The 17,966-nt window shown below is 67.3% G+C and carries 16 protein-coding genes and 1 riboswitch; of the genes, 14 read left to right on the top strand and 2 right to left on the bottom strand.

What is annotated here, in order from left to right; all coding sequences use genetic code 11:
* Positions 1-67: 67 nt before the first annotated feature.
* The 3 genes from prpB (at position 68) to ACGFNJ_RS28905 (ending at position 2,619) form a co-directional block, all read left to right on the top strand.
* Positions 68-976 (top strand): methylisocitrate lyase, encoded by a 909-nt coding sequence (gene prpB, locus ACGFNJ_RS28915; RefSeq protein WP_393454854.1) that lies wholly within the window; start codon positions 68-70, stop codon positions 974-976.
* Between the two features lie 6 nt (positions 977-982).
* Complete coding sequence (locus ACGFNJ_RS28910) at positions 983-2,113, top strand: bifunctional 2-methylcitrate synthase/citrate synthase (protein ID WP_393454851.1); 1,131 nt, start codon at positions 983-985, stop codon at positions 2,111-2,113.
* Between the two features lie 128 nt (positions 2,114-2,241).
* Positions 2,242-2,619 (top strand): nuclear transport factor 2 family protein, encoded by a 378-nt coding sequence (locus ACGFNJ_RS28905; RefSeq protein WP_393454848.1) that lies wholly within the window; start codon positions 2,242-2,244, stop codon positions 2,617-2,619.
* A gap of 347 nt (positions 2,620-2,966) precedes the next feature.
* Here ACGFNJ_RS28905 and metE read toward each other — a convergent pair whose 3' ends face one another.
* Positions 2,967-5,237 (bottom strand): 5-methyltetrahydropteroyltriglutamate--homocysteine S-methyltransferase, encoded by a 2,271-nt coding sequence (gene metE / locus ACGFNJ_RS28900; protein ID WP_393455385.1) that lies wholly within the window; start codon positions 5,235-5,237, stop codon positions 2,967-2,969.
* 152 nt (positions 5,238-5,389) lie between these two features.
* A riboswitch (cobalamin riboswitch) is annotated at positions 5,390-5,578 on the bottom strand.
* A gap of 208 nt (positions 5,579-5,786) precedes the next feature.
* Here metE and ACGFNJ_RS28895 point away from each other — a divergent pair.
* Genes ACGFNJ_RS28895 through coaD form a run of 3 tightly spaced genes read left to right on the top strand, consistent with a single transcriptional unit; the run spans position 5,787 to position 10,285 of the window.
* Complete coding sequence (locus ACGFNJ_RS28895) at positions 5,787-9,191, top strand: pyruvate carboxylase (RefSeq protein ID WP_393454845.1); 3,405 nt, start codon at positions 5,787-5,789, stop codon at positions 9,189-9,191.
* Positions 9,188-9,739, top strand: coding sequence for a 16S rRNA (guanine(966)-N(2))-methyltransferase RsmD (gene rsmD, locus ACGFNJ_RS28890; protein WP_393454842.1), 552 nt, complete (start codon positions 9,188-9,190; stop codon positions 9,737-9,739). Before ACGFNJ_RS28895 ends, rsmD begins: the two co-directional genes overlap by 4 nt.
* Before the next feature lie 60 nt (positions 9,740-9,799).
* Positions 9,800-10,285 carry a pantetheine-phosphate adenylyltransferase gene (gene coaD, locus ACGFNJ_RS28885; protein ID WP_393454839.1) on the top strand — a complete coding sequence of 162 codons (486 nt, stop codon included), beginning with the start codon at positions 9,800-9,802 and terminating at the stop codon, positions 10,283-10,285.
* Between the two features lie 92 nt (positions 10,286-10,377).
* On the opposite strand, the gene ACGFNJ_RS28880 is transcribed toward coaD, so the two are convergent.
* A complete protein-coding gene (locus ACGFNJ_RS28880; protein ID WP_393454836.1) occupies positions 10,378-10,896 on the bottom strand; it encodes a GtrA family protein in 519 nt (172 codons plus the stop codon).
* A 391-nt stretch (positions 10,897-11,287) separates the two neighbouring features.
* Between ACGFNJ_RS28880 and ACGFNJ_RS28875 the strand changes: the two genes are divergently transcribed.
* From ACGFNJ_RS28875 to ACGFNJ_RS28840, 8 genes are all read left to right on the top strand, one after another.
* On the top strand, positions 11,288-12,034 hold the full coding sequence (locus ACGFNJ_RS28875) for a DivIVA domain-containing protein (RefSeq protein ID WP_393455382.1): 747 nt from the start codon (positions 11,288-11,290) through the stop codon (positions 12,032-12,034).
* An 89-nt stretch (positions 12,035-12,123) separates the two neighbouring features.
* Positions 12,124-12,792, top strand: a complete 669-nt coding sequence (locus tag ACGFNJ_RS28870) for a YceD family protein (protein ID WP_393454833.1) — start codon at positions 12,124-12,126, stop codon at positions 12,790-12,792.
* A gap of 2 nt (positions 12,793-12,794) precedes the next feature.
* Positions 12,795-12,977: a 50S ribosomal protein L32 gene (gene rpmF, locus ACGFNJ_RS28865; RefSeq protein WP_014987105.1), complete on the top strand. Its 183-nt coding sequence runs from the start codon at positions 12,795-12,797 to the stop codon at positions 12,975-12,977.
* Between the two features lie 22 nt (positions 12,978-12,999).
* Positions 13,000-13,713: a ribonuclease III gene (gene rnc / locus ACGFNJ_RS28860; protein ID WP_393454830.1), complete on the top strand. Its 714-nt coding sequence runs from the start codon at positions 13,000-13,002 to the stop codon at positions 13,711-13,713.
* A 1-nt stretch (position 13,714) separates the two neighbouring features.
* Complete coding sequence (gene mutM, locus ACGFNJ_RS28855; protein WP_069163824.1) at positions 13,715-14,575, top strand: bifunctional DNA-formamidopyrimidine glycosylase/DNA-(apurinic or apyrimidinic site) lyase; 861 nt, start codon at positions 13,715-13,717, stop codon at positions 14,573-14,575.
* Between the two features lie 63 nt (positions 14,576-14,638).
* The gene (locus ACGFNJ_RS28850; protein ID WP_393454826.1) at positions 14,639-15,220 is read left to right on the top strand and encodes a dihydrofolate reductase family protein; all 582 of its coding nucleotides are present in this window, start codon (positions 14,639-14,641) and stop codon (positions 15,218-15,220) included.
* 5 nt (positions 15,221-15,225) lie between these two features.
* Positions 15,226-16,287 carry a PHP domain-containing protein gene (locus tag ACGFNJ_RS28845; RefSeq protein WP_393454823.1) on the top strand — a complete coding sequence of 354 codons (1,062 nt, stop codon included), beginning with the start codon at positions 15,226-15,228 and terminating at the stop codon, positions 16,285-16,287.
* A gap of 100 nt (positions 16,288-16,387) precedes the next feature.
* A complete protein-coding gene (locus ACGFNJ_RS28840; RefSeq protein WP_393454820.1) occupies positions 16,388-17,917 on the top strand; it encodes a PstS family phosphate ABC transporter substrate-binding protein in 1,530 nt (509 codons plus the stop codon).
* Positions 17,918-17,966 lie beyond the last annotated feature (49 nt).

Below are 17,966 nucleotides of genomic sequence, written 5' to 3'. Positions count from 1 at the left end.
GATCAAGAACCTCGACTGGATCGAGCAGTGCGTGGCTGCGGGCGACGTCCGCGGGAAGGTGGGTCGAGTGACCGGGTTACTGGCGGCGGCGACGAGCGCGGCCGACAAGCGGGTGGCGCTGCGCGCCGGGCTGACGTCCGGGCGCATTCAGCGGCTGCCGGGTGCCTTCAATCCCTTGGTGGCCAAGCTGGTTCAGGAACTCGGCTTCGAGGGTGTGTACGTCTCCGGCGCGGTGGTCTCGGCCGAGCTCGCGCTGCCCGACATCGGGTTGACGACGCTCACCGAGGTCGGCGCGCGCGGGCAGCAGATCGCGAGTGTCACCGACCTGCCCGTGCTGATCGACGCTGACACCGGCTTCGGCGAACCGATGAACGCGGCCCGCACCATCACCGTGCTCGAGGACGCCGGGCTGGCGGGCTGTCATATCGAGGACCAGGTGAACCCCAAGCGCTGTGGGCATCTCGACGGCAAGGCCGTGGTGCCGGTGGCCGACATGGTGCGCCGGTTGCGCGCCGCGGTCTCGGCACGGCGCGACCCGAACTTCGTGATCTGCGCACGCACCGACGCCCGCGGCATCGAGGGGTTGGACGCGGCCGTCGATCGGGCCAAGGCGTACGCGGATGCCGGCGCCGACCTCATCTTCACCGAGGCGCTGGCCGATGCCGCCGAGTTCGCGAAGTTCCGTGCGGCGGTGGATGTTCCGCTGCTCGCCAACATGACCGAGTTCGGCAAGTCCGCGCTGCTGTCCGCGGGGGAGCTCGGCGAGCTCGGGTACAACGCCGTCATCTATCCGGTGACCACGCTGCGGCTGGCGATGTTCGCGGTGGAGCACGGGCTGCGCGAGATCGCCGCCAGCGGAACCCAACTCGGCCTGCTCGACCGAATGCAGCATCGGACGCGCCTCTACGAGCTGCTGGATTACCAGCGGTACAACGACTTCGACTCCGGAATCTTCAACTTCACCCTTAGTGAGTGAGCAGATATGACCGAGATCAAGAAGGGCCTGGCCGGCGTGGTGGTCGACACGACCACCATCTCCAAGGTGGTGCCCGAGACCAATTCACTGACCTATCGCGGCTATGCGGTGCAAGATCTTTCGCGGCACTGCTCGTTCGAGGAGGTCGCCTATCTGCTCTGGTACGGCGAACTTCCCGATGCCGCGCAGCTTGCGCTGCTGAGCCAGCGCGAGCGCGCGCAACGGCGCGTCGATCGGTCCGTCCTGTCGCTGATCGAGAAGATGCCCGCCTCGTGCCATCCGATGGACGTGGTGCGGACGGTGGTCAGCTATCTCGGATCCGAGGATCCGGAGGAGGATCTCGGTGCCGCGCCGTCGCAGCGGGCGTTGCTGGCCAAGGCATTGCGGCTCACCGCGGTGTTGCCGACGGTCATCGCCGCCGACATGCGCCGCAGGCGCGGCCTGGATCCCATTGCGCCGCACTCGCATCTGGGTTTCGCGGAGAACTTCCTGACCATGTGCTTCGGCGCGGCGCCCGATCCACGGATCGTCCGTGCCTTCGAGATCTCGCTGATCCTCTACGCGGAGCACAGCTTCAATGCCTCGACGTTCGCCGCGCGCGTCGTCACCTCGACGCAGTCGGACCTGTACAGCGCGGTCACCGCCGCCATCGGCGCGCTGAAGGGGCCGCTGCACGGCGGTGCGAACGAGGCGGTGATGCGCACCATGCTCGAGATCGATGCGCCGGAGCTGGCCGCGGAATGGTTGCGCGCCAAGCTCGCTGCCAAGCAGAAGGTGATGGGGTTCGGGCATCGGGTCTACAAGAGCGGTGATTCCCGAGTGCCGACCATGCGGGACGCGCTCGAGCAGGTCGTCGAGGTGACCGGTGGGCAGCGTTGGCTGCGCATGTACGCCGAGCTGGAACGGACGATGGCCGAAACCACCGGCATCAAGCCGAATCTCGACTTCCCCGCGGGTCCGGCCTACTACTTGATGGGCTTCGACATCGAGATGTTCACGCCGATCTTCGTGATGAGCCGGATCACCGGCTGGACCGCGCACATTGTCGAGCAGTCCGCGTCGAACGCGCTGATCCGGCCGTTGTCCGAGTACACCGGGGTGCCGCAGCGAGAGTTGGCGGTCAGCGGCAGCCGCTGATTCCGGTGAGCGGAACTGTCGCGGGCGAGATTCGCAAACCCGCCCCTACCTAGCAAGTGCTTGGTTGAATCGAAGGCGGTAGGACGGCCACCGGCGTCGTCTCGGCATCAGGAAAGCGAGCAACGCCCATGCCAACCCCCGACGAACTCGTCCGCGACATGTGCCGCAGCTGGTCCGATCCCGACCCGGACCGGATCAGTGCCTTCTTCGCCGAAGACGCTGTCTACCACAACATCCCGATGGAACCCATCATCGGCCGCCCCGCCATCCGCGACTTCATCGCTGGCTTCCTCACCACCTTCGACGCCATCGACTTCGACATCCACCACCAGGTCGCCAACGGCAACATCGTCATGAACACCCGCACCGACACCCTCCGCGGCGCAGGCCGAATCACGCCCCTGCCAGTCATGGGCTTCTTCGAAGTAGCAGGCGACGCCATCACCACCTGGCACGACTACTTCGACATGGCCACCATCAACCGAGCCTTCGGCCTGGAGGGCTGACCCGAGTTCCGGCAAGGAATCCGCGGAAATTTCCTGGGGATATAGCGGAACCGAATGGAAGCTTCGCGCGTCGAAGACTTGTATCAGGGGATTTCGGGTTGAGTCATGATGTGCGAGGAGGGGTAGGCATGGATCGCTGTCCGGGGTGTCATACGGCGTGGCGGCGGGGGATGAGCTCCAGGTCGCAGCAGCAGCCGGTCAAGCGGGCCGCCGAGCCATGTGAGAGGTACACGTCGAGGCGGCGACAGCGCCCGCGTCCTGAGCCTGAAATCGATTGAGACGCGAGGATTTCGAGGAAAATGGTCGGTGCCCCCTCTAGCTGGGGCGGAGGGGGCACCGACGCTGGATCAGCGCACCGCGGCGGCCGCGGCGACCATGTTGCGCAGCGAGGCTTCCACCTCGGCCTGGCCGCGGGTCTTCAGGCCGCAGTCAGGGTTGACCCACAACCGTTCGGCGGGAACGGCTTTCAGCGCCGCACGCAGCGAGGTGGTGATCTCCTCGACACTGGGCACCCGCGGCGAGTGGATGTCGTAGACACCGGGACCGACGCCGAGGTCGAAGCCTGCGGCATTGAGGTCGTCGAGGACCTCCATCCGCGAGCGCGCCGCCTCGATCGAGGTGACGTCGGCATCCAGCCCCGCGATCGCGTCGATCACCTCGCCGAACTCCGAATAGCAGAGGTGGGTGTGCACCTGCGTGGCATCCGAGACGCCGGACGTCGCGAGCCGGAACGACTGCACCGACCAGTCGAGGTAGGCCCGCTGGTCGGTTTCGCGCAGCGGCAGCAGTTCGCGCAGCGCAGGCTCGTCGACCTGGATGATCCGGATGCCCGCCGCCTGCAGATCCACCGTCTCGTCCCGGATCGCCAGCGCCACCTGCCGCGCCGAATCACCGAGCGGCTGGTCGTCACGCACGAACGACCAGGCCAGAATGGTCACCGGCCCGGTGAGCATGCCCTTGACCGGCTTGTCGGTGAGCGACTGGGCGTAGGTGATCCATTCGACCGTCATCGGCGTCCGCCGCGTCACGTCACCGAACAGGATCGGCGGCCGCACGCAGCGGGTGCCGTAGGACTGCACCCAGCCGAGCTCGGTGGCCGCGAAGCCGTCGAGCTGTTCGGCGAAGTACTGCACCATGTCGTTGCGCTCCGGCTCGCCGTGCACGAGCACGTCCAGGCCCAGTTTCTCCTGGAGCGCAACGACATCGGCGACCTCCGCGCGCATCCTGCGGACGTACTCGGCCTCGTCGATCTGGCCCTTGCGCAGTTCGGCACGGGCAACCCGGATCGCCGAGGTCTGCGGGTACGAGCCGATCGTGGTGGTCGGCAGCGTCGGCAACTGCAGCCGATCCTGTTGCAGCACACGGCGTTCCTCGGCGGGCGCCCGCTTGACGGCGTCCGGGCCGAGTGCGGCCAGCCTGGCGCGGACCTGTCCGTCGTTCAGGCGCGGATCGGCGTGCCGCGAGGCGAGCGCGGCCCGTGCCTCGGCCAGTTCCGCGCCGATCGCGTCGGGACCTTCGGTCAGTCCGGTCGCGAGCAGCCGTACCTCGGCCACCTTTTCGCTGCCGAACGCCAACCACGACCGCAGCGCGTCGTCCAGTCCGGTTTCGACGGCCAGGGTGTAGGGCACGTGCAGCAGCGAGCACGAGGTGGACACCGCCACCGACCCGGCAGAACCGAGCAGGGTGCCGAGTGTGGCCAGCGACTTGTCGAGGTCGGCACGCCACACGTTGCGTCCGTCGACGACACCGGCGACAAGCAGCTTGCTCGCCAGCGCAGGCACCGAGGCGACATCGGAAACATCGGTGCCGGAGGTGAAGTCGAGCGCGACACCCTCGATGTCGGTGTCCGCCAACGCGGTCAGCGCGCCGTCGGGGTGCCCGAAGTAGGTCGCCACCAGGATGGCGGGCCGCTCCGTCGTCGCGGTCAGCTCGGTGTACGTGCTACGCACCAGCGCGATTTCGTCCGCCGTGAGATCGGTGACCAGCACCGGCTCATCGATCTGCACCCAGCTGACGCCTGCCGCGGCGAGCCTGCCGAGCAGATCGCGGTAGAGCGGAACGAGTTCGGCGAGCCGATCCAGCGCGGCGCCGCCGGTGGCCTTGGCCAGCTTCACGAAGGTGATCGGGCCGACCACCACCGGCCGTGCGGCGACGCCGAGCTCCAGCGCCTCCTGCACCTCGTGCAGCAGCTTCTCGGGGTTCAGCGAAAACGTGGTGTCCGCACCGATTTCGGGCACCAGGTAGTGGTAGTTGGTGTCGAACCACTTGGTCATCTCCAGCGGTTCGACCGTCTCGTTGCCGCGCGCCGCGGCGAAATAGCGGTCGAGCGGATCGGCGATTCCGGCCACCCGCGGTGGCAGCGCGCCGAGCAGCAGGGCGGTGTCGAGCACCTGGTCGTAATACGAGAAGGTGCCGACGGGAATCGAATCCAGGCCCGCCGCTTGCAGTTCGGTGAATTGGGCGGTCCGCAGCTCACGCGCAACGGCGTGCAGCTGATCGGCGTCGATCTTGCCTGCCCAATAAGCCTCGGTGGCTCGTTTGAGCTCACGCCGCGGCCCCACCCGAGGTAGCCCGAGAACCGTTGCGGTGAACGGTGTCTTCTGTACAACAGTCACGATGTTTCTCCAGTGCTGAGGTCGTCGCGAACCATCGCCACAGGGCGGCGCGGTTAGACCAAGTGACACGCCAGAGAATCCCGGCAGGAGAGCCCGACATATCAGCACTGGTAGAACCGCGCGCCCAAATCCACGAGGCGGTGGTCGCCGGATACGGCGTATCCGGCACGGCTGGCAGGTCTTCGGACTCACAGGCACCGGCCGTATCGGCCGACCTACTGGCCGTCGCTTCCCAAGTCGGTGAACTCAGTGCGTCTGACGGCGGTCGTTCCTGCATACCGCTGCGGGACAGTCCCGGATTCTCACCGGGTTCCCTCTCGCCCGCCCACCCTTTTCTGGATGGCCGAGCTCGACTCCGTTGCGCGACGTCGGGGCTCCATCTCGCGCGCACCGGTGAACCAGCTGCATCCACGAGCATAGGCCGCCGCGCGCCGGGCCGATGTGACGGCACCGTGAACGCAACTTCGCAACGCTGTCCGACCGGGTTGTGAAGATGCCTGCGAAGGGCCCTTCCGTGTCTGTGAGGTGGGCGGGGGCGGGTACCTTAGGCCAATGTTCACGAAAGTCTTGGTTGCCAATCGCGGCGAGATCGCCATCAGGGCCTTCCGCGCGGCCTACGAGCTCGGCGTAGGGACGGTGGCAGTCTTCCCCCACGAGGACCGCAACTCGGTGCACCGGATGAAGGCGGCCGAGTCCTACCAGATCGGTGAACAGGGGCACCCCGTCCGGGCGTACCTCTCGATCGACGCGATCATCGACGCGGCCAAGTCGGCGGGCGCCGACGCGGTGTACCCCGGGTACGGCTTCCTGTCCGAGAACCCGGATCTTGCGGCGGCCTGCGCTCGCGAGGGCATCACCTTCATCGGTCCCTCCGCGGACGTGCTCGAGCTCGCGGGTAACAAGGCACGGGCCATCGAGGCGGCCAAGGCGGCAGGCCTGCCGGTGCTGCGCTCCAGCGAGCCGTCCGCGGACGTCGACGCGCTGATCGCCGCGTCCGAGCAGCTCGACTATCCGATCTTCGTCAAGGCGGTCGCCGGTGGTGGCGGCCGCGGCATGCGCAGGGTCGCCGCCGCCGAGCAGCTGCGCGAGTCCATCGAGGCCGCGTCCCGCGAGGCCGAGTCGGCGTTCGGCGATCCGACGGTGTTCCTCGAGCAGGCCGTGGTGAACCCGCGCCACATCGAGGTGCAGATCCTGGCCGATCAGCACGGCAACGTGATCCATCTGTTCGAGCGCGACTGTTCGCTGCAGCGCCGCCATCAGAAGGTGATCGAGCTCGCGCCCGCGCCGAACCTGGATCCCGCACTGCGCGACCGCATTTGCGCCGACGCCGTCTCCTTCGCCAGGCAGATCGGCTACAGCTGCGCAGGCACCGTCGAGTTCTTGCTCGACGAGCGCGGCAACCATGTCTTCATCGAGATGAACCCGCGCATCCAAGTCGAGCACACGGTGACCGAGGAGATCACCGACGTCGATCTGGTGCAGTCGCAGCTGCGGATCGCGGCGGGGGAGACCCTCGAACAGCTCGGCCTCAGCCAGGAGGCGATCACCATCCGCGGCGCGGCGCTGCAGTGCCGGATCACCACCGAGGATCCGGCCAACGGCTTCCGCCCCGACACCGGCCGTATCACCGCCTACCGCACCCCGGGTGGTGCAGGCATCCGGCTCGACGGTGGCGCCAACCTCGGCGCGGAGATCGGTGCGTACTTCGACTCGATGCTGGTGAAGCTCACCTGCCGCGGCCGCGACTTTCCCGCGGCGGTGTCGCGGGCCGCTCGTGCGCTCGCCGAGTTCCGAATTCGTGGTGTCACCACCAACATTCCGTTCCTGCAGGCGGTGCTCGAGGACCCGGACTTCAGGGCGGGCCGGGTCACCACGTCGTTCATCGACGAGCGCCCGCAGCTGCTCACCCTGCGCGGTTCGGCCGACCGCGGCACCAAGATCCTGAACTACCTGGCCGACATCACCGTCAACAAGCCGCACGGCGAGCGGCCGACCACCGTCTACCCGCACGACAAGCTGCCGTCCATCGATCTGACGGTGCCGCCGCCGGACGGCTCCCGGCAGCGGTTGCTTCGCCTCGGCCCCACCGGTTTCGCGCAGGATCTGCGGGCGCAGAAGGCCGTTGGCGTCACCGACACCACCTTCCGCGACGCGCACCAGTCGCTGCTCGCCACCAGGGTGCGCACCAACGGCCTGCTCGGCGTCGCGGGGCACGTGGCTCGGCTCACCCCGGAGCTGCTGTCCATCGAGGCCTGGGGCGGCGCGACTTACGATGTGGCGCTGCGCTTTCTGTACGAGGACCCGTGGGAGCGGCTGGCCGCGCTGCGCGAGGCGGTGCCGAACATCTGCCTGCAGATGCTGCTGCGCGGCCGCAACACCGTCGGTTACACGCCGTACCCGGAGCAGGTCACCCGCGCGTTCGTCTCGGAGGCGACCGCCACCGGCATCGACATCTTCCGCATCTTCGATGCGCTCAACAATGTCGACCAGATGCGACCCGCCATCGACGCGGTGCGCGAAACCGGCACGGCCCTTGCGGAAGTCGCGCTGAGCTATACCGGTGATCTGTCCAATCCGGACGAGACGCTCTACACCCTCGACTACTACCTGAAGCTGGCCGAGCAGATCGTCGACGCGGGCGCGCACGTGCTCGCGATCAAGGACATGGCCGGGCTGCTGCGCGCCCCTGCGGCCGCCACCCTGGTGACGGCGCTGCGCAGCAACTTCGATCTGCCGGTGCATGTGCACACCCACGACACCCCCGGCGGTCAGCTGGCGACGTACCTGGCCGCTTGGCAGGCTGGCGCCGACGCGGTGGATGGCGCGAGTGCCGCGATGGCCGGAACCACCAGTCAGCCAGCGCTTTCCGCGATCGTCGCGGCCGCGGCGCACAGCGAATACGACACCGGCCTGAACCTGAGCAACGTGTGCGACCTCGAGCCGTACTGGGAGGCGTTGCGAAAGGTGTACCGGCCCTTCGAATCCGGGCTCCCCGCGCCGACCGGCCGCGTCTACACCCACGAGATCCCCGGCGGCCAGCTGTCGAACCTGCGTCAGCAGGCGATCGCACTCGGCCTCGGCGATCGATTCGAGGAGGTGGAAGCGAAATACGCTGCGGCGGACCGGCTGTTGGGCCGCCTGGTGAAGGTCACCCCGTCGTCCAAGGTGGTCGGCGACCTGGCGCTCGCGCTGGTCGGCACCGGCGTCGACATCGAGGATTTCGCGAGCGATCCCGGTCGCTACGACATCCCCGACTCGGTGATCGGATTCCTGCGTGGCGAACTCGGCACCCCGGCGGGCGGCTGGCCGGAACCGTTCCGCAGCCGCGCGCTGGCAGGCCGCGGTCCGGCCAAGCCGGAGACCCCGTTGACCGCTGCCGACGAGGCCGGGCTGGCCGGGACCTCCGAGCAGCGCCGAGACACGCTCAACCGGTTGCTGTTTCCCGCGCCCACCGCCGAATTCCTCGCGCACCGTGAGAAATACGGCGACACCATGGGCCTGTCGGCAAACCAGTTCTTCTACGGTCTGCGCCAAGGCGAGGAACACCGCGTCCAACTGGAGAAGGGCGTCACCCTGCTCATCGGCCTCGAGGCCATCTCCGAGCCGGACGAGCGTGGCATGCGCACGGTCATGTGTGTCCTCAACGGCCAGCTGCGTCCCGTCGCGGTCAGGGACCGGTCCATCGCCAGCGACATCCCGGCCGCCGAGAAGGCGGACAAGGGCAACGCGGGCCACATCGCCGCGCCGTTCGCCGGCGTCGTCACATTGGCGGTGTCCGAAGGCGATGCGATCGCCGCGGGCGACACCATCGGCACCATCGAGGCGATGAAGATGGAGGCCGCGATCACCGCGCCGCGCGCAGGCACCGTCGGCCGGGTCGCGATCGGCCAGGTCCAGCAGGTCGAGGGCGGCGACCTGCTGATCGAAATGGCCCTGCGCGAGTCCTCGGGCGAATGACGCGGATCGTCGCGGGAACCGCGGGCGGGCGGCGGCTACGGGTGCCGCCCGCCGGGACCCGTCCCACTTCCGACCGTGTCCGGGAGGCCTTGTTCAGCGCGCTCGACGCGCGGATCGACTTCGACGGAATCCGCGTACTCGACCTCTATGCGGGCTCGGGTGCGCTCGGGCTGGAGGCACTGTCCCGCGGCGCCGCGCACGCGTTGCTCGTGGAAGCCGATCGCAAGGCGGCGGCGGTGGTGCGCGGCAACATCGCCGATCTCGGGCTGCCCGGTGCGGAACTGCGGATCGGGACCGTGGCCAGCGTGCTGGCTCTTGGCGGCGCAGGCGAATTCGATCTCGTTCTCGCCGACCCGCCCTACGCGGTCGACACCGACGCGGTGCAGGCCGACTTGCTCGCGTTGGCCGCAGGTTGGCTGCATCCCGGCGCGCTGGTCGTCATCGAGCGCTCCAGTCGATCGCCGGAAATCGAATGGCCGGAAGGCTATTCGGCGACCAAGCCGCGCAAGTACGGCGAAACGCGGCTCGAACTGGCGACATTCGACTGACACTGTGCCTCGGCACACCCTCCCTGGTGCCGGACCAGGGCCGCACGATAGCGTCTGACCATGGCAGGAGCATTGTGCCCCGGGTCCTTCGACCCCGTGACCAACGGACACATCGACATCTTCAACCGGGCTGCGGCCCAGTTCGACGAGGTCGTGATCACCGTGTCGATCAACAAGAACAAGCAGGGCATGTTCAGCGTCGAGGAGCGCATGGAGATGCTGCGCGAGTCGACCTCGCACTTGCCCAACGTGCGGGTGGAGTCCTGGTACGGCCTGACCGTCGATTTCGCGCGGGAGCAGGGCATCACCGCCATCGTGAAGGGCCTGCGCGACGCCACCGACTTCGGCTATGAGCTGCAGATGGCCCAGATGAACAAGAAGCTCTCCGGCGTCGAGACCCTTTTTATCGCCACCAATCCCGCCTTCGGTTTCTTGTCCAGCTCGCTGGTCAAGGAGGTGGCATTCTTCGGCGGCGACGTCACCGACATGCTCCCTTCCTCGGTCCACAAGCGTCTGCTCGACCGCTTGGCCGAACGTCGCGGCTGAGTGCCGGACTCGAATCAGCTCAGACCCAAATCAGCCCCGGTTCCAGAGAACGGAACCGGGGCTGATTTGTTGTGGGCTGCGGTGATGGGTTCTTAGAAGACCAAGCCGCGCAAGGCGAGGAAGCGCATGCCGCCGACCGCCGCGGTGATGCCGAGGATGGCGCTGGCTTCGGCGGGACCGCCGATGGTCGGGGCCCAAACATCGAGGGCCGCAAGTCCCGCGGTGGTGATGGCGAGCCCGACCAGTGCCAAGCCGCCGCCTTCCCACTGCGCGGTGAACCAGCCGACGCGGCCGCTCGCGTGGAAGGTGAGCTGGCGGTGCAGTTCGTTGGCGATCACGGTGCTGACGATCGACCCGACCACGTTGGCGATCAGCGAGCCGATGCCGTGCATCGCCAAGAACAGAAGGACGTAGGCGATGTTGCTGAAACCGCCGACCAGTGCGAAGCGGATCAGCTGGGCGAAGGCCCGGTCGCCGCGCAGGTAGGCCATCATCTGCTCGAACCGTGCGGTCGTCGACGCGCCCGGTAGCACCGGGTACGGGCCGACGAACGGCATGAAGAAGCTGGTGGGGCCAACTCCTGCCGGTCGCTCTAGATCCAGAACAGTCATGGGTTTTCCGATCGAACATGAGCCTTCGATGGGGACAACAGCGAGGGTGATCGCCTGCTTCCCGTCGAATCTCGAAAGGTTCCGGTTGTACTGCTTGTTCAGCATGTACTGAACACTCAAAACCTGTCAATACTCGAGGGACGGCGTTGTCCGTTCTCTCGGGCTTCTGCAATCCCGCAGGCCCGGTGGGGCTAGCGCTCGAAGCCGAAGACCTTGTCGATCTTCTGAACTAATTTAACACCAAGTGGAGGCAGATCCTCCACTTGATTTATGTGGCGTACGAGACACTGGCACGACACACCGGACGATGACTCGGCACAAGCCGTGACGAGGGGCACACTGGGTCTCGGCGGAGGTTCGCCAAGAGTCGTACGAGAGTGGGGTAGTGAGCATGTATCGCGTATTCGAAGCACTCGACGAGCTGGTCGCCATCGTCGAGGAAGCGCGTGGCATCCCGCCGACGCGCAGCTGCATCGTGCCGCGCGGCGATGTGCTCGAACTGCTCGACGACGTGCGCGACGCGTTGCCCGGTGAGCTCGACGACGCCCAGGACGTCCTCGACATCCGCGACAAGATCGTCTCTGATGCCCGCTCGGCCGCCGAAGTGACGGTGAGCAGCGCCAATGAGCAAGCCGCGCACACCATCGGCTCGGCCCGCGAGGAAGCCGATCGCATCCTCGCCGACGCCAAGGCGCACGCCGACCGGATGGTCGCCGAGGCAGGCGCGCACGCCGATCATCTCGTGAACACCGCCCAGGCCGAAGCCGACCGCGTCGTCGCCGACGGCAACGCCGAATTCGAGGCCGTCACCAGCAGGGCCAGGATGGAATCCGAGCGAATGATCGAGGCGGGCAAGGCTTCCTACGATCGCTCCGTCAAAGACGGCGAGGCCGAGCGGGACCGGCTGGTCGCGCAGACCGAAGTGGTCCGCGCCGCGCACGCCGAATCCGCGCGGGTGATCGACGCCGCACACGCCGACTCCGACGCGATGCGCGAGGAATGCGACCACTACGTCGACAGCAAGCTCGCCGAGTTCGAGGAGACCCTCACCAGCACTCTTCGGACCGTCGGTCGCGGCAGGCATCAGCTGCGCGCGGGCGCCGGTGCACCCGACTATGCGACGGAGTACCGCCGCTAGCCGGGATATCGTTCGGTTTGGGTTGACGCACCCGCCTCGCGTATCGTGGTGTGGTTGCCCATTCCCCCCAATTGTGAAGTGAGTTCGTGATGCCCGCCGGATCCGGTTCTGCCTCGCGTCAGCGCTCGGCCTCGCGCCGGGAGCCGGACGCGGCCTTCGTGCTGGACGTCCGCAGCCTCGGCCGCCGGGCCGGCACGATGCGCGAGTTGCGTCGCACCGTCACCACCGTCACCCGGATCGGCCTCGATCTGATCGGTGTCCCGGTGGGCGCCGAGGTCAAGCTCGACCTGCAGCTGCAAGCCGTCTCCGAGGGCGTGCTGGTCACCGGCTCGGTCGTCGCGCCGATCGAGGGCGAGTGCTCGCGCTGCCTCGAGTCGTTCACCGACGAGCTGGACGTGCACCTCACCGAGCTGTTCGCGTACCCGGACAGCACGACCGAGCAGACCACCGATGACGACGACGCCTACCGGATGATCGACGACACGATCGACCTGGAACCGGTGATCATCGACGCCATCGGCATCGAGCTTCCGCTGCAGCCGCTGTGCACTCCCGATTGCGCCGGATTGTGCGCGGAATGTGGCGTACGGATGGCGATTGCGGGTTCTGACCACTCGCATGAGATACTTGACCCTCGCTGGGCCGGGCTGGCGAAATTTGCCACCGCATCGCCCGGCAACGGCAGCCCCGACACGGGCGCGGCCACAGCAGCAGACCAGTCAGCCGATATGGCAAGTAATAGGACAGAGGAGAAGTAGTCGTGGCCGTTCCCAAGCGCCGGATGTCCCGTTCCAACACCAGGTCGCGGCGCAGCCAGTGGAAGGCCACCGCGCCGACCCTGATCACCTGCCCGAACCGCGCCTGCGGTGAGAAGACCCTGCCGCATATCGCATGCCCGTCGTGCGGCACCTACAAGGGCCGTCAGGTCACCGCAGCTGTCTGACCGCTTAACCTGTCGTACCGACGTGACAGACGAACCCGACTCGTCCGATGAACACGCGAGCTTGCTCGCGGCGCTCGGTGTCGAGGTGCAGCCGGATCTGCTGCGCCTCGCTCTGACGCACCGGTCGTACGCATACGAGAACGGCGGGCTGCCGACCAACGAGCGCCTGGAATTTCTGGGCGACTCCGTCCTCGGGCTGAGCATCACCGAGCGGCTGTACCACGAGCATCCCGGCAAGTCCGAGGGCGAGCTGGCGAAGCTGCGCGCGAGCGTGGTCAACATGCACGCGCTCGCCGAGGTGGCGCGCCAGCTCGGCGAGGGTGGGCTCGGCGTGCACCTGCTGCTCGGCAAGGGCGAAGAGCTCACCGGTGGCAGGGACAAGCCGAGCATCCTGGCCGACGGCATGGAGTCGCTGCTCGGCGCGGTGCACCTGGAGCACGGCATCGACGTGGCCCGCAGCGTGGTGCTGCGGCTGTTCGCCGACCTGCTCGAGCGTGGACCGCGCATGGGCGCCGGACTCGACTGGAAAACCAGCCTGCAGGAGCTCACCGCCGAGCGTGGCCTCGGCGTGCCCAGCTACGAGATCACCTCGACGGGCCCCGATCACGACAAGGAATTCACCGCGACCACGGTGATCGGCGGCCGTGCCTACGGGCAGGGCGTCGGTCGATCCAAGAAGGAAGCCGAGCAGAAGGCCGCGGGCACCGCCTACCAGGCGCTGACCGCCGAAGCCTGACGTGCCCGAACTTCCCGAGGTCGAGGTCGTCCGTCGTGGCGTCGCCGAGCATGTGGTGGGTCGGGTCATCGAGTCGGTGGCGATCACCCATCCGCGTTCGGTGCGCCGTCACCTCGAAGGCGCCGCCGATCTCGCCGCCCGCTTGACCGGACTGAAGGTCCAGTCCGCGGAGCGGCGCGGCAAATACCTCTGGCTCACCTTCGACGAGCCGGACACCTCGCTCGTCGTGCATCTCGGCATGAGCGGTCAGCTGCTGGTACAGCCCGCGGATGCGCCGCTGGAGAAGCACGCCCACATCCGGGCGACCCTCGGCGACGGCACCCAGCTGCGCTTCGTCGACCAGCGCACCTTCGGCGGCTGGGCGCTCGCGCCGCTGGTCGAGGTGGACGGCACCCTGGTGCCGGAACCGGTCGCGCACATCGCGCGTGATCCGCTGGATCCCCGCTTCGACACCGATGCCGTCGTTGCCGCGGTCCGCGCCAAACAGACCGAGATCAAACGGATTCTGCTCGACCAGAGCGTCGTTTCCGGCATCGGCAACATCTACGCCGACGAATCCCTGTGGCGCGCAAAGCTGCACGGTGCGCGTCTCGCCTCCGGCCTGTCCAGGCCTGCCGTGCGCGGCCTGCTCGCCGATGTCGGCGCCGTGATGGGGGAGGCGCTCGCCGCGGGCGGCACCTCGTTCGATGCGCTGTATGTCAACGTCAACGGACAATCCGGCTACTTCGAACGCTCGCTTGCCGTCTACGGCCGCGAGGACGAACCGTGCCGCCGGTGCGGCGCTCCCATCCGGCGCGAGAAGTTCATGAATCGTTCCTCGTATTCTTGCCCGCGGTGCCAACTGAAGCCTCGCGATCGTTAGCGGGGGCGAGTTACCTTTCTTGTAGGCGGTTCGGGTTTCAGGCCGGCCGTGGAGGAAGGACACATGCGCAAACTCACGTACTACGTAGCGTCGACCATCGATGGTTTCATCGCCACCGACGACGGATCCGTCGATTTCTTTCCGGTCGGCGGTGATCACGGCCCGGCGATCACTGCGCAGTACCCAGAGACGTTGCCGACCAAGGTGCGCGAGTCCCTCGGCATCGACAAGCGCAACCGCTACTTCGATACGGTGCTGATGGGTCGCAAGACGCACGACTTCGGGGTGCGGACCGGAACGTCGAGTCCGTACGCGCATCTGAAGCAGTACGTGGTGTCGACGACCTTGCCGGAGAACCCCGACCCCGACGTCGAGCTGATCGCCGCGGACCCGCTGGCGAAGGTGCGCGAACTCAAGCGGGCCGATGGTCTCGGCATCTGGCTGTGCGGTGGCGGCGAGCTCGCCCAGGTGTTGCTGCCCGAGATCGATCAGATCTTCCTCAAGCTGTATCCGGTGCTGCTCGGCCAGGGACGTTCGCTGTTCGGGACCGGCCCTCGGCTGCCCGACGCGGCCAAGTTCCGGGTGATCACGAGCCGAGTGTTCGAGGACGGTGTCGCCTTCCTGAAGTACAGCAGGATTCGCTGACCGCGGTGACCGACGACGATGCGACCGCAGCCGACCGGGCCACCGTGCCCGGCCCGGTGGAAGTGCTGCGGGAGATCGGCTTCTGGCTGGAGCGTTCGCGCGCCGAGACCTATCGGGTCAAGGCCTACCGGCGCGCCGCCGATATCGTCGCCGAGCTGCCGGACGACGAGCGCGCGGCGCATCGCGCGGCCCGCAGCTGGCGCGATATCGCAGGGATCGGGCCGAAGACCGCGACCGTCATCGAGCAGGCGTATTCCGGTGTGCTGCCGCAACTTCTGCTCGACCTGCGCGGCGCGGCCAAGCCGATCGGCGCGCCGGGCAAACCGCTACGCACCCAGCTGCGCGGCGACCTGCACACCCATTCGGACTGGTCCGACGGTGGCAGCCCGATTGCCGAGATGATGGGTGTCGCCGCGGCCCTCGGTCACGAATACTGTGCGCTGACCGATCATTCGCCGCGGCTGAAGGTGGCCAACGGGTTGTCCGCCGACCGGCTGCGCAGGCAGTTGGATGTGGTCGCCGAGCTCAACGACCGGATGGCGCCGTTCCGCATCCTCACCGGCATCGAGGTCGACATCCTCGACGACGGCGCCCTCGACCAGCAGGCGGAGCTGCTCGCCGAGCTGGATATCGTGGTGGCCAGCGTGCATTCGCACCTGCGCGACGACAGCGCGACCATGACCAAGCGGATGGTCTACGCCGTGGCCAACCCCAACGTGGACGTGCTCGGCCATTGCACGGGACGGCTGGTCGAGGGCGGCCGTGGCACCCGCCCCGAGTCGAGCTTCGACGCGGAGGTGGTGTTCGAGGCGTGCCGGACGTTCGGCACCGCGGTCGAGATCAACAGCAGGCCCGAGCGCCGCGATCCGCCGTCGCGGCTCATCCAACTCGCGGTCGAGATGGACTGTCACTTCTCCATCGACACCGACGCGCACGCGCCGGGCCAGCTGGACTGGCAAGGCTACGGCTGTGAGCGCGCGCTCGCCAATGGTGTTGCGGCCGAACGGATCATCAACACCTGGCCGCTGGCCGATCTGCTGGCATGGACCGAGGCGCCCGCGACCTGATGGCCGTCGGGTTAACGGTTGCCGAACAGTTCCGCTGATCTCGCACCGACGACCGTTCGCACCCGAAAATGGTTGCCACAGAGATCGGGTGGGGGACTAGTTGGGCGACTTTCCAATCGAGATCGTGCTCGCGGTGATCGGCATCGCGGTGCCGATCGGGGCGTTCCTGTGGGAGTTCGTGTTCGTCGGGCGCAAGCGGCTCGGCTATCGCGTGCAGATGGACACACCGGTCACCGGCGAGGTGGAATCGGTGTTCCCCGGGGTGCTTCCGCAGTTGCGGCCGAGCCTGGACGGCGCCAGCCCGGACCTCAAAGATCTCTCGGTCGTGTTGGTGCGCATCGAGAACAGCGGCGCCACCGATATCGATACCCGCGACTACAAGGCGCCCGAACCCGGTCGGATCGGTCTGCACCTGCGCTTTCCGCAGCGCAGGGTGATCGGCATGGCGGTGACCGAGCTGAGCGATCCCGGTCTCGCCGACAACCTGGACGTGGACTCGGGAATCACGGTGCGCGAGGACATCAATGGGCACATCGGCGTCATCGACCTGCCGAAGGTGCCGCTGGATCGCAATGAGCACTACAAGATCCTGGCGATCCTGCAGCGGTCCGAAGGCGCGGGCGACTACCCCGCGCCGGTGCTGCTCGGAGGGATCAAGGGCGGCCGACTACTCGAAACCCACAGTCGCACAGGCATTCCCCGAATGATGCTGGCGCTGCTCGTTTTTCTCGTGCTGGTGATCGTCGTCCAGCTCGTTGTCACCGCCGTCGAGCCGGTGCCGACGCCGCTGGACTGTGCCTCGGGCTCGGTCACCGTTGTCGGGTCCTCGGCCTTCGCGCCGGTCATCAAGGAGGCTGCCGAGCAGTACGGGAAGCGCTGTACCGATGCGCATTTCGCGTTCGGCTTCGAGGGCACCGAGCGGGGTCTCGATCGGCTCGCCGAGGACGGCAAGGACAATCCTGGATTGCTCACCATCAGCGACGGGCCCAAGGGCACCGGGTATCCCACGCTGGTGTATCGCCCGCTGGCGGTGTCGCTGTTCACGGTGATCGTCAACAAGGACGTCGGGGTGAAGAACCTCACGGCCGACCAGATTCGCCTGGTGTATCGCGATCAGGTCACCAATTGGCGCGAAGTGGGCGGACCCGACCTGCCCGTGGTGCTCGTCAACCGGAATCCGGGGTCCGGCAGCCGAAACACGTTCGAGCGCAGGCTACTCGACGACAGGCAACAACCGGAGCGGACGCACACGAGCTGCACCGCGATCAAGCGGACCGTGATCTCGACCGCGCAACACTGCGAAGTGCAGGTCACCGCCGACATGCTGAAGGCCGTCGGCGAAATCCCCGGCGCTATCGGCTATTCCGAGTTCTCCGAGGCGGTCGCCGCGGACCTGGCGACGGTCACGATCAACGGTGTCGGCGCGGGCCGGGACGCCGCGATGGATCGCACGTATCCGTTCTGGGGTGTCGAGTACGCCTACAGCAGCGGTGAGCTGCCCGGCGACTCGCTTGCCGCGAGCTTTGTGCGCTTCCTGACCGATCAGGCAGGCAAGGACGTCCTCCGCGCGCACGGCAACACGCCATGTGCCGATCTGCCGGATCCGGGCAGGTGTCTGCCGGGTTCGTGAACGGCTGCCCGTTGATGTCACACTCCGCGCCCCAGTTTCGTCTTCTCGA

It is taken from the genome of Nocardia sp. NPDC049149 (assembly GCF_043197455.1).
Classification (GTDB): domain Bacteria; phylum Actinomycetota; class Actinomycetes; order Mycobacteriales; family Mycobacteriaceae; genus Nocardia.
This window is presented reverse-complemented; position numbering and strand designations above follow the sequence as displayed.